This is a genomic window from Nocardia anocheti (assembly GCF_029675105.1).
GTDB lineage: Bacteria > Actinomycetota > Actinomycetes > Mycobacteriales > Mycobacteriaceae > Nocardia.
On the sequence record NZ_JAQQFV010000005.1, the window covers coordinates 289,373 to 304,675 of the forward strand.

Genomic DNA, 15,303 nt, shown 5'->3' on the forward strand with positions numbered 1-15,303 from the left:
CACGCTCTAGCGGACCCACAAGGGGGACCTGCCCGGTCCTTTGTACTCGCGTCCGCGGATTTTCGCAGCGCAACCGGGAGATTTTTCTAGGTCCGCGCAGGCGGAGCGGGTTCGGGAGCAACCACATCCAGCACCCCGGGTACCGATGTGAAATGCACCATCTTGCGTTTTCCGATGTAGTCGCCATCGATTTGCAGGCCGATCTCGGAGCCGGTGTCGATACGCACCGACGGCACGTCGTCGGCCCGAAAGAGCACGGGAGACTGCGGATTTCCGTGCTCGGCCAGCAACTGCCGAGCAAGCAGCAGAGTTCGGGGCACACTCATCGACCGCACCGCGAACACCCCGAGCCCGGATTCGAACGTCGTCGTGGGATTGGTACGGACCGGACGGTCCTCCAGATAGGTCCACGGGCTCGAATTCGTGACGAAGGCGTAATACACCCGCTCGATCGGATCATGACCGGGCACCTCGACGACCACTTCCGGCTCACGCCGCCGCGCGCGGAAGAACTGACGCACCGTTGTCCGCAGATAGCGCGCGGGCGTGGCCGTGCGACCCTTCGCCCGCGCCGCGTCGATCGCCTCGCACACATCGGCGTCCAGACCCACGCCCGCGCTGAACGTGAACCAGCGATCATCGGCCAGACCCAACCCGATACTGCGATCGGCGTCACGACCCAGCAGATCGATGAGCTGATTGGTCGCCGTCACCGGATCGGGGGAGATACCCAACGCACGGGCGAACACATTGGCCGAACCACCCGGAATGATGCCCAGGCGCGGCCGCCACACCTGATCGTCGGCCACCTGCGGCAGCGGCAGGAACCCGTTGATGGTCTCGTTGACCGTCCCATCGCCGCCGTGCACGACGATCAGGTCCATTTCCTGGGTCGATGCCCACTGCGCCAATTCCGCCGCGTGACCGCGATGCTGGGTGTGCGCAACCGTCAGCTGCGTTCGGCTCTCCAGCGCGTGCGCGAGCAGATCGCGCGTGGCGGGAGTGGTCGAAGTGGCATTCGGATTGACGATGAGCAGCGTCCGCACTGTGTTTATCTTGCCGCGCCTGCGGCGCGGCGGGTTCGCGGCCCCCTTGGCCGGGCCGCGAACGGCCCCTCCCTAGGGGTCGGGGGTGCGGGGTGCGTTCGTTGTGAGGGGTTGGGGGTCCGGGGGTGCGTTCGTTGTTGTGAGGGGTGGGAGGTGGTGGGGGTGTTCGTCGTAGGGTGGGGGGGTGGTTGAGCCGGAGATGACCAAGGGTGACGAGCAGCGCGGTGGCGAGCGGGTTCCGGGTGGTATTCCGGGGACCGTGCGGGCGGCGGGGGTGCTGGTCACGCTGGAGGGGTTGCTCGGGGTCGGGACGGCGATCGTGTTGATCGTGCGGGCGGCGACGGGGCACGATCAGTCGGTCGCCAGTGGCATCGGGACCGCGATCTGGTTCGGGGTGCTCTTCGGTGGGGTACTGGCGGCGGGTATCGGGTTGCTGCGGGGCAAGCGGTGGGGGCGGGCCATCGCGGTCATCGCGCAGGTGCTCATGCTGCCGGTCGCGTGGTCGTTGCTGACCGACTCGCATCAGCCGCTGTGGGGCAGCCTGCTCGCGGTGGTGGTGCTCGGCGCGCTCGGCGCGCTTTTCGCCCCTGCTACGAGTCGCTTCATGGCTCTCGATTACGGCGAACTTCCGGAGGAAGACGAGCACCGTCGCTGATCAGGTCGTGGCCGCTCGCAGCGCCTGACGGCACAGGTGGTCGGCTCGGCGGGTGGTCTCGGGCTGGCGGAACCCCTGGGTGAGCGCCAGGACCTGCGCGCAGGCGGTGTCGAGGTCGATGAGATGACCGACCGAGACGAACAGCGGTTTCACCTCGTCCCTGGTGCGCAGGGCGCGCCCGACGATCTCTCCGTCCAGGAGCACGTCGGCGGTATCGCCCCGACGGGGCCCGGGATCGGTGTACTCACCCCACACCGATTTGGCCACGCCGATGGTCGGAATGCCGGTCAGCAACCCGACATGACAGGCCAATCCGAAGCGGCGGGGATGCGCCAGGCCCTGGGCGTCGCACACGAGCAGATCGGGGATAGCGGTGAGCATTTCCAGGGCGGCGACGGTGGCCGGGAGTTCCCGGAAGGCGAGCAGTCCGGGCACATAGGGAAATGTCGAAATTCCGTGCGCGACGGCCGATTCCACTGTTTCCCCGGTGACCATATCGAGAATGACGGCAGCGGTCGCGACGGTGCCGTCTTCGTGATATGCCGAATCAATTCCGGCGGCGGTCCGGAATTGCGGTGGCGCGGGATTCTCCGCGCGCACCCGCGGGCGCAGCGCGTCCTGCAGGGCGACGGCCTGCGCCGCGGTGCGCGGCCAGACGCCCGGTGACTCGATCCGCATCTCAGTTCGCCGTCGCCGCCAGCGCCGCCAGTTCGGGCCCGGCCAGCCGGTAGCCGATCCACTCGTCCTGTGCCGCGGCGCCGAGGGCTTCGTAGAAGGCGATCGACGGGGTGTTCCAGGTGAGCACCGACCAGGACACCCGGCTGTAGCCGTGACGCACGGCCTCGGCGGCCAGCGCCGCCACCAGCGCGCGGCCGAGGCCGCTGCCGCGCGCCGCCGGGCGGACGTAGAGGTCCTCCAGGTAGATCCCGTGCACGCCGTCCCAGGTCGAGTAGTTCAGGAACCAGATCGCGCAGCCCACCACCGCGCCCTCGTGCTCGGCGACGTGCGCGAACAGCGCGGGACGCGTTCCGAACAGGGCCGTGCGCAGCTGGTCGGTGGTCAGGGTGCACTGCTCGGGCGCCTTCTCGTAGGCGGCCAGTTCGTGCACGAGCTCGACCATCGCCGCCACATCGGCGGGTGTGGCGCGGCGCACGCTCATCGGGTGCCCTCCTCTAGCGGTTCGGTGCGGGCGGTCAGGTTGTGGCCCCAGATGCTGCGGGCGTCGTGGTCGAAACCGAGCACGCTCAGCGCGCCGGTGGACAGGGCGAAGCGGCGGCCCTCGGTGACGGCGAACTCGGCCCAGCGCGCGATCAGCACCCGCGAGAAGTGCCCGTGCCCGACGAACACCACATCGCGCTCGGCCAGGATCGGTTCGGCCCGCGCGAGCGCCCGGTCGGCCCTGGCGCCCACCTGCTCGGCGGTCTCGCCGCCGGGGACGGGATGGGTCCACACGGTCCAACCGGGGACGGTCTCGCGGATCTGGGCCGTCGTGATGCCCTCGTAGTCGCCGTAGTCCCACTCGACCAGATCGTCGTCGACGTGCGCGGGCGACAGCCCGGCCAGTTCGGCGGTCTGCCTGGCGCGCAGCCGGGGGCTGGTGAACACCAGCGGATCACGCAGCTCCAGCGATTTCAGCACCGGTGCGGCGGCGCGGGCCTGCGCCTCCCCGGCGGGGGTCAGCGGCAGATCGGTGTGGCTGGTGTGGCGTCGCTGACGCGACCAGGTGGTTTCGCCGTGGCGCAGCAGGACCAGTCGGGCCTCGGGTACGGACATGGGTCCATCATGGCAGGCCGCCGAGCGCTCAGCCGAGCGCGTAGAGGGCACCGCCGCGTCGCTCGAACACCGTCGGGCCCAGCACCGCGGTGGAGATGGTGCCCCCGGCATAGTCGGTGCGCTGGACCGGAATCCGCTCCACGGTCTCGCCGGTACCCACGTCCACGGCCAGCACGGCGTCGGGCACGGGGACGAGCAGCCTGCCCGCCATCAGCGCGGGCGTGCCGAGCGCGTCGGGGACGGTCCACACCGGTTGCAAGGTGCTGGTGTTCAACGCCGTCAGGCTGGTGCCGGTGAACACGTAGACGGCCGAACCGATCCGGGTCAGCGTGGTCTGGTCGGTCCACGGCGCGGCCAGCGGATAGGACGCGATCTCGTTGCCGTTGCCGTCGTGCACGGCCAGCCGGGCGGGCAGCCCGAGGCCGGTGGCGGTGGGTTCGGTGGGCGGGTAGTAGACGGCGACCTTGTTGTCCGACACCGCGACCACCCGCACCTCGGGGGCGTCGGCGCCGGGCGCGGTGAGCACGTGCGAGCCGTACTCCTCCGGGTCGGTCGCCTCCTTGGGCGCCGGATTGAGCACGGTCAGCCGCTCGGTGGCGTCACCGGGGCAGCGTTCGAGCACCGCCAGCCGCGAGGAACTCGACGCCGCCGAATGCAACGCGCAGCCCGAACGCGGCTGGGTATTGGGGTTCACCGGGGCGTCGACATAGCCGTACTCGAGGGTGCGGACCAGATCCGAACGCCACATCTCCAGCCGCTCCGAGCCCAGCGCGAGCAGGTAGGTGCCGTCCCCGGTGACGCGGATGTCGTCGTCCATGTAACTGCTGCGGGCCACCCTGCGCTGCCCGGTGTCGGCCTCGAGCATCACGCTCTGACTGCATCCGCGCTGGTCACGATAGGTGGCGATGACCGCGCCGTACTGCGACTGCACCGCGCACAGCGGCATGTCCCGGCGATACCACCACAGCTGCTCCCCGGTACGCGGATCGCGTCCGCTCACGGTGCCGTCGTCCCCGGTCACCGCCACATTCCCCGAGACCAGCGCGCGACTGCTGGAACTGTCGGCCGCGTGCCAGAGTTCGCGCAGCCCGGTGGGCAGGGTGGTCGCGGCGGTCACCGACGGCGCCGCGGCCGTGGCCACCACGGAATCGGTCCCGGTGGCATCGGCCCGGGCCCAGACCACGATCGCCGCCACCAAGACGGTGACGGCGATCGCAACTGCGGCAAAGATATCGGCGCGCGTCCGCCGCTCAGGTGCGAGCACGAGCTGAGTTTATTGGAGCGCTGGCGCGCTCGAGGTCGCGGCCCCTGGGGGCCGGGTTTGTTGGAGCGCTGGCGCGCTCGAGGTCGCGGCCCCTGGGGGGCCGCCGGTCAGGCACCGTTGCTTGCTCCTTCGTCGCCTACGCAACGGCGCCTGACCGGCGGCCCGGCCGCGACCGGCCACTGCGTGGCCGCCGCTCCTCGGGGTCGCGGGTGCGGGGCTGGGAGTGCGGTCATGGCGGGTTCTCCCAGCAGGGTGTGGTGTTGTTCAGGCGTCGACGGTGGCGGCCGTGTCGGCCGTGGTGTTCGCCTCGGTGGGCTTGCGGCGGCGTCGGCGGCGGGCGGGCTTGGGCTCGGTGGCCTCGGCGTTGGCTGGGGTGGACGTGGTGTCCGCCGGTGTGGGGTCGGCCGCGTCGGTGGTGGCTGTGTCGCCGGTGGTCGTCTCGCCCGACTGGTCGGTGGGCTTGCGGCGGCGACGGCGCCTGCGGGCGGGCTTGTCGCCCTCGGTGGTGTCCTCGGCGGGGGTGTCGGTCGTGGCCTCGGTGCCCTCGGTCGCGGGGGCGTCGGCCTTGCCGCCGCGGGTGCGGCGGCGGGTGCGGGTCGACTTGGGGCGCTCGGGGCGCTCCTCGACGACGTCGTCGTCCTCGCGGACCGGCTTGGGCTTGCGGATCACGCCGGTGACGCCCTCGGGGATGCCGAGGTCGGAGTACAGGTGCGGGGAGCGGGAGTAGGTCTCGGCGGGCTCGGGGATGCCGAGGCCGAGAGCCTTGTCGATGGACGCCCAGCGGTGCAGTTCGTCCCAGTCGATCAGGGTGATCGCGACGCCGGTGCGTCCGGCGCGGCCGGTGCGGCCGATCCGGTGCACGTAGGTCTTCTCGTCCTCGGGGCACTGGTAGTTGATGACGTGGGTGACGTCGTCGATGTCGATACCGCGCGCGGCGACATCGGTGGCCACCAGCACGTCGATGGTGCCCTTGCGGAACTTGGTCAGCGCCTTCTCGCGGGCGATCTGGCCCAGGTCGCCGTGCACCGCGCCGACCGCGAAACCGCGCTCGGCCAGGTCGTCGGCCACCTTCTGCGCGGTGCGCTTGGTGCGGGTGAAGATCATCGTGGCGCCGCGGGACTCGGCCTGCAGCACGCGCGCGACCAGCTCGCTCTTGTCCAGCGCGTGCGCGCGGTAGACGAACTGCTCGGTCCGGTCGTGCACCGCGGAATCGTTGGCCAGCTCGGCGCGGATGTGCGTCGGCCTGGTCAGGAACGTGCGGGCCAGGGTGATGATCGGGCCCGGCATGGTGGCCGAGAACAGCATCGTCTGACGCTTGTCGGGGACCATCGACAGGATGCGCTCGATATCGGGCAGGAAGCCCAGATCCAGCATCTCGTCGGCCTCGTCGAGCACCAGCACGCCGATCTTGCCGAGGATCAGGTGGTTCTGGTTGGCCAGGTCCAGTAGTCGGCCGGGGGTACCGACCACCACGTCGACGCCCTCGCGCAGCGCGGCGATCTGGGTGTCGTAGGGGCGGCCACCGTAGATGGCGGCGACCTTCAGCGAACCCTGGTGGTTGGACAGGTACTTGCTCGCGTTCTCCAGATCCTTGGTCACCTGGATGCACAGCTCGCGCGTCGGCACGATGACCAGCGCGCGCGGGGTGCCGTCGAGCGGGGTGGTGCCGGTGTCGGCGGTGGCGATGCGGTGCAGCAGCGGCACACCGAAACCGAAGGTCTTGCCCATACCGGTGCGGGCCTGACCGATGAGATCCTCACCGGCCAGCGCCAGCGGCAGGGTGAGTTCCTGAATCGCGAAGGTGCGTTCGATACCGATCTCGCCGAGCGCGCGCACGATTTCTTCGCGCACGCCCAATTCGGCGAAACTCGGGGGTACGTGGGTGTTGTCCAGTTCGGCCGTCAGGAGGGTGTCGGTGAGACCGGGTTCCTGTTCGACAGTGATCTTGCTCAGGGTTCGTGCCTTCCTCGTCATCGCATCTCGCACGCACGAGGTGGGGCGGGCCGGTCGGCCCGCGACGACCACATATCCGCCTGTGATACTCGCCGGGCCCTCGCCGATCGCGGATTGCGTCATCGGCGCGGCACATCGGCGATGCGGATTCGGTGCGCGCACATTTTCTGTGGACATCGCCGCTGCCCACCGCGCTGTGGCCGGTGGCGCGCCGCGCCCGTGGAGTGCGCCGGGGCGGCGGAATTAGCGTTGTCCACGGAGATTGTAGCGTGATAATGTGCGCAATCCGAATTTCGACGTGGCTGAATGCCGCGTGAAAACAGCGTGCGCGCAGGTGGAACCCGGTGGCGATGGTGTGTCACAGCGCAATTCACCCGACGCGGATTTCGCGCGTGTCTCCCGTTGTAATGGAGCTCACTTGGTACCGCCGGTACCGGGTGTGAGACATTTCGAGGCGTGAGCATCACCGACACCGTCACCACGGCCGCCCGCAACGCGTGGGCACTGAGCTTCGGCTCCGGCATCGAGCCCGTCGACCCGGCGCCCTCGACCGTGCTGTGGGACGAGCCGCATCGCCTGCTGCGTCGATACGACACCGAATTCCAGTCCGCCGCAAGTGATTCCGCCGTGCTGCTGGTGCCACCGCTGGCCGCCCCCGCCACCTGTTTCGATCTGCGCCGCGACCAGAGCCTGGCGCGCTACCTGGTGGAGACCGGCCGCGCGCCCTACCTGATCGACTACGGCGACATCACCTTCGCCGACCGTCGCATGGGCTTCGAGGACTGGATTCTCGACATCCTGCCCGAGGCGATCCTGCGCACCAGCGCCGATCGCGGGGGCGCCCCCGTCGATCTCGTCGGGTGGTCGGTCGGCGGCATGTTCTCTGTGCTCGCCGCCGCGGCGAACACCGCGCTGCCGATCCGCTCGATCACCGCCGTCGGCGCCCCGCTGGATTACGACAAGATGCTGGGCATTCCGCAGCTGCGCGCGGTCGCGAACCTGACCGGTGGCCGGGCCACGACTGCCTTCGTTCGGGCCGCGGGCGGTATTCCGGCCCCGCTCACTCGCATCGGCTACCGCCTGGCCGCCTTCGAACGCGAATTGCAGCGCCCGATGTTCATCGCGGGCAATATCGCGCGCACCGAGACGCTGGCCAAGATGGAATCCATCGACCGCTTCCAGTCGTCGATGCCCGGCTACCCCGGCCGCTTCTACAACCAGCTGTGGGGCCGGATGATGCTGGCCAACGACATCGGCAACGGCAAGCTCGAACTGCGCGACCGCACCGTCGAGCTGTCGCGGGTGCAGGTGCCGGTGCTGCTGATCGGCGGCACGTCCGACGTGATCACGCCCAAGGCCGCCGTCGAGGCCGGATTGCGCACGCTCAGCGGCGCACCCTCGGTGACCTACGAGGTTTGCCCGGGCAGCCACCTGGGCATCCTGACGGGTCCCGACGCGCGCGAGAGCACCTGGGCGCACCTGGACAAGTTCCTGGCCGAACGCGATTGAGCGCCGATCGGGACTAAGGTTGGACCCATGGGAGCCCAGACCTCTGCCGCGCCGGATGTTGCCTCGACCGAACCGCTCGCCGCGGACCACCAGGGGGTGACCGAGCTGTTCGCGGTCCTCGCCTACGGTGAGATCTCCGCGTTCTACCGCCTCGCCGAGGAGGCCAAGCTCGCACCGAGCCTGCGTGGCCGGGTGGCCGTGGCCAAGATGGCCGCCGCCGAGCTCGCGCACTTCGAGACGCTCGAGGCCGCGCTGAGCGCTCGCGGCGCCGATCCGGAGACCGCCATGCGCCAGTACGAGGGCGCGCTGGACTCCTACCACGCCTCCACCGACCCCTCGACCTGGCTCGAGTCGATGGTGAAGTTCTATGTCGGCGACGGTCTGGCCGCCGACTTCTACACCGAGATCGCCGGGGCGCTGCCCGCTGAGGTCGCCGAGGTGGTCCGCGATGTGCTGGCCGAGACCGGGCATTCGCAGTTCGTCGTCGACGAGGTGCGCGGTGCCGTGGCCGCCAGCCGCTCCGAGCGCGACCGCCTCACCCTGTGGGGCCGCCGCCTGCTCGGCGAGGCGATCACCCAGGCGCAGTACGTGATGGCCCAGCGCGACGAGTTGGCCGAGCTGGTGCTGGCCGCCACCGGCGACCTCAACGGCATCGCCACCCTGTTCGACCGCATGCAGGAACGTCACGCGGCCCGGATGGCCGAACTCGGGCTGTAGGGTCGGGGCGGGTTCTGGGCGTGCCCGGTGAGTTACCCGTGTTCGCGCGAGATCAGGCGATCGTTGTCAGCCGCACGGGTGGGGACGAGGCGGAGATCCGGGGTGCGGGCCGCGGCGGTTCGCGGTAGCCAGATCACGACTTCCTGATCGAGGTCGGCGGACAGGGTCTGCACCGTGAAGGTCAGGGTGCCGAGGGTGGGGTGTTCGACACCGAGCAGGGTCGGGATGTCCTCGGCCAACCGGTGCGGCTGCCAGCGCCGGGCGAATTCCGGTTCGGCGCACAGGGTTTCGATGACCGAGGCGACGCGTTCGTCGTCGGGACGGCGCAGTCGGGTGCGGGCCAGGTCGTCGGCGAGGCGGTCGGCGAGCTGGGGCCAGTCGGTGACGGTGGTGCGCGCCAGCGGATGCCGGAAGGTCCACACCGCCAGATTCACCTCGTCGGGATCGTCGAGCAGGCCCAGTGGCGCGGCCAGTTCGGCCCACGCGCTGTTCCAGGCCAGCACCGCCGCGCGCGGGCCGAGTACGAACGCCGGGGTGGGGGCGAGCGCGTCGATGACCCCGCGCAGCGCGGTGGGTACCTGGTCCAGGGCCGGGTCGAAAGCGGTGCTCGGGCAGCGGTTCTCGCGGCCCGCGGTCACCGCCAGCCAGCTGAAGTGGCCGCGTTCGGTGTCGTTGAAGCGCAGCGCGGTGGCCAGCGCGTCGACCACGGCCATCGAGGGGTTGGTGTCGCGGCCCTGCTCGAGCCGGGCCAGATAGTCCGCGCTCACCCCGGCCAGCACCGCGACCTCCTCGCGACGCAGCCCCGGGGTGCGGCGGCGGCCGCCCGCGGGCAGGCCGACGTCCTCGGGACGCAACTCCCCGCGCCGGGCCACCAGCAGTTCGGCGAAGGGGGAGCGGCCGGGCTGTTCGGTCATGTGTGCGTCCGCCATCTCTCGATCGTGCCCGGTCCCCGGGCCGCTAGCCACGCCCTGCCAGGTCCAGGATAACGGCGGTGTGGTTAGCGGACCGTGGTCCGTTCAGGCTGGGGAGCATGACTTCCTCGACACAGACCCAGCAGCTGAAGACCGGATCCTGGGCCCTGGACGCCCACCACTCCTCGGTCGCGTTCACCATCCGCCACCTCGGCATCGCCAAGGTGCGCGGCGGCTTCACCCGCTTCGAGACCGAGTTCGTCGTCGACGAATCCGGCGCGGCCACCCTGGCAGCCACCATCGAACTGGACTCCTTCGACACCGGCAACCCCGACCGCGACGCCCACATCCGCACCGCCGACTTCCTCGACGTCGCCAACCGACCCACCCTCAGCTTCCGCTCCACCCAGCCGGTGCGCGTGGCCGAGAACTTCACCGTGGTCGGCGAGGCCACCCTCGGCGCTGTCACCCAGCCGCTGACCCTCGACGTCGAGTGGGGCGGGCTGGCCGATTTCGCCGACGGCACCCGGCACGCGGGCTTCTCGGCCACCGGCACGATCAAGCGCACCGATTTCGGGGTCGGCGCACCGCTGCCGGGCATGCTCGCCGACAAGGTCGCGATCGAACTCGAGATCCAGCTGATCGAACCCGCCTGACCCGTTCGCTCACAGCGCAGATAGGCGTGTCACCGGCCCGGCCTCCCTGCATTAGCCTGGAACCCGACAACACAGGACTCTTACGTTCGGAGGTTGGCCGTGGAGGTCAAGATCGGTATTTCGGATAGCCCGCGCGAGCTCGTCATCAACAGCGCGCAGAGCCCTGACGAGATCGAGGCGCTGGTGTCCGAGGCGCTCGGCGGCGGGAGCGGTGTCGTCTCGCTCACCGACGAGAAGGGCCGCAAGTTCCTGATCCAGTCCGCGAAGGTCGCCTACGTGGAGATCGGCTCGCCCGCCGCGCCCCGCGTCGGCTTCGCCACGGTCTAGCGTTCCACCGAAAAGCCCCGCGCCGGTTCCGGTCGCGGGGCTTTTCGGTGTCGAGGGGTGTTACTGGATCGGGTGCAGCGGCACATGCTTGAGGCCGCCCCAGGCCAGCGCGACGGTGGTGTCGACGGCCTCGTCCTTGGGGATCGGGCGGTCGGCCTCGAGCCAGTAGCGGGCGGTGAACTGGCTGGCGCCGACCAGGCCGACGGCCAGGATGCGGGCCCGGTACGGGTCGAGGCCGGAGTCGTGGGCGACCAGGTCGAAGACCGCGTCCACGCATGCCTCGGTGGCCTGCTCGACGCGGCGCTGCACCTGCGGCTCGGAGGTGAGGTCGGACTCGAAGACCAGGCGGAAACCCTGCATCTCGTTGTCCACGAAATCGAAGTACGCGGCGACGGCGGCCCGCACGCGCTGCTTGTTGTCGGTGGTGGAGCGCAGCGCCTGGCGCACGCTCGACACCAGGATGTCGACGTAGTTCTGCAGCACCGCCAGGTACAGCTCCAGCTTGCTGGCGAAGTGCTGGTAGAGCACCGGCTTGCTGACACCGGCCACCTGGGAGATCTCGTCCATACCGGCGGCGTGATAGCCCCGCTGCACGAAGACCTCGCTGGCCGCCAGCAGCAGCTGCTGACGCCGTTCGTCCCTGGGCATACGGGTGCCGCGCTTGGACGGGACCGTCTCCGGCACCGATCGGCGCGAGGTCATGCGGTCCACGAGGTCAGTCATCTCGGCTCTCTTTGTCGTTGCCCCCGGGCCGAGGGTGTGCGGTCCAGGTTTCCCACGAACGATACTCGCCCGGTGTTCCCACGGAGTTTCGCCCTGGAAATGTAGTACCAGCCCACGCCGTTCGCCGGGCCGTAACCGGCCGATCTGGTCCGGCCGCCCGACGGGCGGGGTTGCGGGCTGTGAGAATCTGGTGTGGTGACCGACCGACCGGAACGACCATCCGGCGGCGGGCGCGATGTCGCTCGCCCCCCGCAACCCACCGAGTCCGGTTCCGAGACGTCGGCGTCTGAGGGGCGGGAACTGCAGGTCTACGACCCGCTCGGGCTGTATCAGCCCGCCGACCGATCCCGTCAGCCGCTGCGGGCCCGCTGGGATCCCACCCAGCCCGACAACGGCAGGCCCCGCAGTCCGCAACGCGACGCCAAGAAGCAGAGCGCGATCGGTCGGTTCGTCTCCACCTACGGCTGGCGCGCCTACGCGCTGCCGGTGCTGCTGGCGGTGACCGTGCTGGTGATCGTCGACGCCGTGCGCGCGGTGCCGATGCCAGCCCCCGCCGACCCCGGTTTCGGTGCGCTGAGTCCGAATCGGGCCGAGTCCGGCATCATCGGCGCCCCGCCGGGCGGGGACGGGAAGTTCCCCGCGGATCTGCCGCTGGGCGCGCTGCCCGAGGGCGGCGCCTATGTCGAACGGGCGGCGGGCACCTGGCGCGTCGTGCCCGGCACCAGTCCCCAGGTCGGGGCCGGGACCGAACGGGTCTTCCGCTACACCGTCGAGGTCGAGGACGGCATCGACACCGCGCCCTTCGGCGGCGACGCCGCGGTGGCCACCATGGTCGAGACCACCCTGGCCAACCCCAAGAGCTGGACCCACGACACCCGCTTCGGCTTCCAGCGCATCGACGCGGGCGAGCCCGATTTCCGGCTCTCGCTCACCTCTCGCGACACCACCCGCAACGCCTGCGGCTTCGAGATCCCGATCGACTCCTCCTGCTACAACGCGGGCCTGGACCGCGTGGTGCTCTCCGAGGTGCGCTGGGTGCGCGGCGCGCTGGCCTTCGACGGCGACATCGGTTCCTACCGGCAGTACCAGATCAACCACGAGGTCGGCCACGCCATCGGCTACCACAGCCACCAGCCGTGTGAGAGCGACGGTGGGCTGGCGCCGATCATGATGCAGCAGACCTTCGGCACCAAGAACAACGACATCGCGCTGCTCGACCCGCACGGTGTGGTCCCCGCCGACGGCAAGACCTGCCGGTTCAACCCCTGGCCGTACCCGAGGGGCTGACATCGCGACCGATACGTCACCATGGTTGGGGAAGAACAGGACGGTCGGCGACGTTGTCACCACTGCCAACCCCCACGGTTTTCGGCCGCCTCGCCGCCGAGGGCCGAGTCGTAACGGCGAAGCCGGAGAATCGGTCCTCGGCGGCGAGGTTACGAGGCCGAAAACCCGCGGCGCCAGCCGCAAAAAAACACAGGAGCTTGTGACGTGTCTACAAACGGGTCTCTCCCGCCGCTGGTCGAACCGGCCGCGGAGCTGACCAAGGACGAGGTCGCCCGCTACAGCCGTCACCTGATCATTCCCGATCTCGGTGTCGACGGGCAGAAGCGGCTCAAGAACGCCAAGGTCCTGGTGATCGGTGCGGGCGGACTCGGTTCCCCGGCGCTGCTGTACCTGGCCGCGGCCGGTGTCGGCACCCTGGGCATCGTCGAATTCGACGAGGTCGACATGTCGAACCTGCAGCGCCAGGTCATCCACGGCGAATCCGATATCGGCCGCTCCAAGGCCGACAGCGCCCGCGACTCCATCCTCGAGATCAACTCCGGGATCGACGTGCGCCTGCACAAGATCCGCCTGGAACCCGACAACGCGGTCGAACTGTTCGCCGAGTACGACCTGATCGTCGACGGCACCGACAACTTCGCCACCCGCTACCTGGTCAACGACGCCGCCGTGCTGGCCCACAAGCCGTACGTGTGGGGCTCGATCTACCGTTTCGAGGGCCAGGTCTCGGTGTTCTGGGAGGACGCCCCCGACGGTCGCGGCATCAACTACCGCGACCTGTACCCGGAGGCCCCGCCGCCGGGCATGGTCCCCTCCTGCGCCGAGGGCGGCGTGCTGGGCGTGCTGTGCGCCTCGATCGGCTCGGTGATGGTGACCGAGGCGATCAAGCTGATCACCGGCATCGGTGAGACGCTGCTGGGCCGTCTGATGGTCTACGACGCCCTGGACATGAACTACCGCACCATCAAGCTGCGCCGCGATCCGGAACGGCAGCCGATCACCGAACTGATCGACTACGAGGCGTTCTGCGGGGTGGTCTCCGACGAGGGCATGGCCGCCGCGGCCGGGTCGACGATCACCGCCGCCGAGCTGAAGGATCTGCTCGACGCCGACAAGGTCGAGCTGATCGACGTGCGCGAGCCGGTCGAGTGGGACATCGTGCACATCGAGGGCGCGACCCTGATCCCCAAGGACCGCATCCTCTCCGGTGAGGCGCTCTCGGAGCTGCCCCAGCACAAGCCGATCGTGCTGCACTGCAAGACCGGTATCCGCTCGGCGGAGGCTCTCGCGGCGCTCAAGCGCGCCGGTTTCGCCGATGCCACACATTTGCAGGGCGGGGTCGTGGCCTGGGCCAAACAGGTCGATCCCTCGCTGCCGGTCTACTGATCCACCGCTCGACCTCGCCGTTGATTGCGGCGAGGTCGCAAAGTGGGGTGGGCCAGCGTGGCTTCGGGTATCCCGGGCGAACCCGGGGTTACGGTACGGCCGTGACCACAGTCGAACCTCCCGATCATGTGCGCGCCACATTCGGACTTCGCGAAGTGACACCCGTCCCGCTCGGGGACTGGGACGGTGGCTGGCGATTCGGTGACGTGGTGCTGAGCCCGGTGGCCGATCACGCGCGCGCCGCGTGGTCGGCGAAGGTGCGCGAGACGCTCGCGGTCGACGGTCTGCGGGTGGCGCGCCCGGTGCGGGCCACCGACGGCCGGTACGTGGTGTCGGGCTGGCGGGCCGACACCCATGTCGACGGGGCGCCCGAACCGCGCCACGACGAGGTCGTCTCGGTCTCGCTGCGCCTGCACAAGGCCACCGCCGAGCTGGATCGTCCCCGGTTCCTGGTGCAGCCGCCGGTCGCGCCGTGGGTCGATGTGGACGTGTTCGTCGCCGCCGACCGTGCGGCCTGGGAGACCGTCCCGCTGCGCAGTCTGCGCGCGGGTGGTGTGCCGATCGCCGCGACGCCCGACGGGCAGCGCAGCCTCGAACTCATCGGTCAGCTGGCGACGCTGCGCAAGCCGATCCGCACCCCGAATCAGCTGGTGCACGGCGACCTGTTCGGCACCGTGCTGTTCGCCGGGGCGCACACCCCCGGCCTCACCGACATCACCCCGTACTGGCGCCCCGCCGCGTGGGCCGCGGGTGTGGTGGTGGTCGACGCGCTGGCCTGGGGCGGGGGTGACGACGGCCTGCTCGACCGCTGGTCGACGCTGCCGGAATGGCCGCAGATGCTGTTGCGCGCCTTGATGTTCCGCCTCGCCGTGCACGCCCTGCACCCGCGCTCCACCCCGGAGGCGTTTCCGGGCCTGGCCCGCACCGCCGACATGGTCCGTTTGGCGCTGTAAGGGCGAAATGCGCGCATCGTGACCGATGGGTCAGATGTTGTTTCAAAACCGTTGAGACCCAACGTTTCCTGCGCCCGCGCGTGCTATCTTCATCGAGCATCGCCGCCATGTGTCCTGCGCTGGACCGGGGGACCCGCGCGGCC

The 15,303-nt window shown here is 69.9% G+C and carries 16 protein-coding genes; 8 read left to right on the forward strand and 8 right to left on the reverse strand.

Annotation, left to right across the window (positions count from 1 at the left end):
* Window positions 1–86: 86 nt before the first annotated feature.
* A complete protein-coding gene (locus QC180_RS15320; RefSeq protein ID WP_278263401.1) occupies window positions 87–1,046 on the reverse strand; it encodes a diacylglycerol/lipid kinase family protein in 960 nt (319 codons plus the stop codon).
* 199 nt (window positions 1,047–1,245) lie between these two features.
* On the opposite strand from QC180_RS15320, the gene QC180_RS15325 reads away from it, so the two are divergent.
* Window positions 1,246–1,701, forward strand: coding sequence for a hypothetical protein (locus QC180_RS15325; protein ID WP_278263668.1), 456 nt, complete (start codon window positions 1,246–1,248; stop codon window positions 1,699–1,701).
* Here the strand turns inward: QC180_RS15325 and QC180_RS15330 are convergent, their stop codons facing one another.
* From QC180_RS15330 to QC180_RS15350, 5 genes are all read right to left on the reverse strand, one after another.
* Entirely contained in the window at window positions 1,702–2,379 is a 678-nt protein-coding gene (locus QC180_RS15330; RefSeq protein ID WP_278263402.1) for an endonuclease V, read from the reverse strand. It lies immediately after the preceding gene.
* A 1-nt stretch (window position 2,380) separates the two neighbouring features.
* Window positions 2,381–2,860, reverse strand: coding sequence for a GNAT family N-acetyltransferase (locus QC180_RS15335; protein ID WP_278263403.1), 480 nt, complete (start codon window positions 2,858–2,860; stop codon window positions 2,381–2,383).
* Window positions 2,857–3,474, reverse strand: coding sequence for an acid phosphatase (locus tag QC180_RS15340; protein ID WP_278263404.1), 618 nt, complete (start codon window positions 3,472–3,474; stop codon window positions 2,857–2,859). Before QC180_RS15340 ends, QC180_RS15335 begins: the two co-directional genes overlap by 4 nt.
* 28 nt (window positions 3,475–3,502) lie before the next feature.
* Entirely contained in the window at window positions 3,503–4,738 is a 1,236-nt protein-coding gene (locus tag QC180_RS15345) for an Rv3212 family protein (protein ID WP_278263405.1), read from the reverse strand.
* 264 nt (window positions 4,739–5,002) lie between these two features.
* Entirely contained in the window at window positions 5,003–6,712 is a 1,710-nt protein-coding gene (locus QC180_RS15350) for a DEAD/DEAH box helicase (protein WP_278263406.1), read from the reverse strand.
* A gap of 435 nt (window positions 6,713–7,147) precedes the next feature.
* Here QC180_RS15350 and QC180_RS15355 point away from each other — a divergent pair, with 435 nt between their 5' ends.
* Window positions 7,148–8,200: an alpha/beta fold hydrolase gene (locus QC180_RS15355; protein ID WP_278263407.1), complete on the forward strand. Its 1,053-nt coding sequence runs from the start codon at window positions 7,148–7,150 to the stop codon at window positions 8,198–8,200.
* A gap of 27 nt (window positions 8,201–8,227) precedes the next feature.
* On the forward strand, window positions 8,228–8,917 hold the full coding sequence (locus QC180_RS15360; RefSeq protein WP_278263408.1) for a ferritin-like fold-containing protein: 690 nt from the start codon (window positions 8,228–8,230) through the stop codon (window positions 8,915–8,917).
* A gap of 32 nt (window positions 8,918–8,949) precedes the next feature.
* Here QC180_RS15360 and QC180_RS15365 read toward each other — a convergent pair whose 3' ends face one another.
* Window positions 8,950–9,846: a helix-turn-helix transcriptional regulator gene (locus QC180_RS15365; protein ID WP_278263409.1), complete on the reverse strand. Its 897-nt coding sequence runs from the start codon at window positions 9,844–9,846 to the stop codon at window positions 8,950–8,952.
* 101 nt (window positions 9,847–9,947) lie between these two features.
* On the opposite strand from QC180_RS15365, the gene QC180_RS15370 reads away from it, so the two are divergent.
* Window positions 9,948–10,484: a YceI family protein gene (locus tag QC180_RS15370; protein ID WP_278263410.1), complete on the forward strand. Its 537-nt coding sequence runs from the start codon at window positions 9,948–9,950 to the stop codon at window positions 10,482–10,484.
* Window positions 10,485–10,583: 99 nt separating this feature from the next.
* Window positions 10,584–10,811: a DUF3107 domain-containing protein gene (locus QC180_RS15375; protein WP_278263669.1), complete on the forward strand. Its 228-nt coding sequence runs from the start codon at window positions 10,584–10,586 to the stop codon at window positions 10,809–10,811.
* Between the two features lie 60 nt (window positions 10,812–10,871).
* On the opposite strand, the gene QC180_RS15380 is transcribed toward QC180_RS15375, so the two are convergent.
* Window positions 10,872–11,534 carry an HTH-type transcriptional activator FasR gene (locus QC180_RS15380; protein ID WP_278263411.1) on the reverse strand — a complete coding sequence of 221 codons (663 nt, stop codon included), beginning with the start codon at window positions 11,532–11,534 and terminating at the stop codon, window positions 10,872–10,874.
* Between the two features lie 195 nt (window positions 11,535–11,729).
* On the opposite strand from QC180_RS15380, the gene QC180_RS15385 reads away from it, so the two are divergent.
* From QC180_RS15385 to QC180_RS15395, 3 genes are all read left to right on the forward strand, one after another.
* Window positions 11,730–12,821, forward strand: coding sequence for a DUF3152 domain-containing protein (locus QC180_RS15385; protein ID WP_474646452.1), 1,092 nt, complete (start codon window positions 11,730–11,732; stop codon window positions 12,819–12,821).
* A gap of 204 nt (window positions 12,822–13,025) precedes the next feature.
* Complete coding sequence (gene moeZ, locus QC180_RS15390) at window positions 13,026–14,207, forward strand: adenylyltransferase/sulfurtransferase MoeZ (protein WP_278263412.1); 1,182 nt, start codon at window positions 13,026–13,028, stop codon at window positions 14,205–14,207.
* Between the two features lie 101 nt (window positions 14,208–14,308).
* Window positions 14,309–15,160: a TIGR02569 family protein gene (locus tag QC180_RS15395; protein WP_278263413.1), complete on the forward strand. Its 852-nt coding sequence runs from the start codon at window positions 14,309–14,311 to the stop codon at window positions 15,158–15,160.
* Window positions 15,161–15,303: the final 143 nt, after the last annotated feature.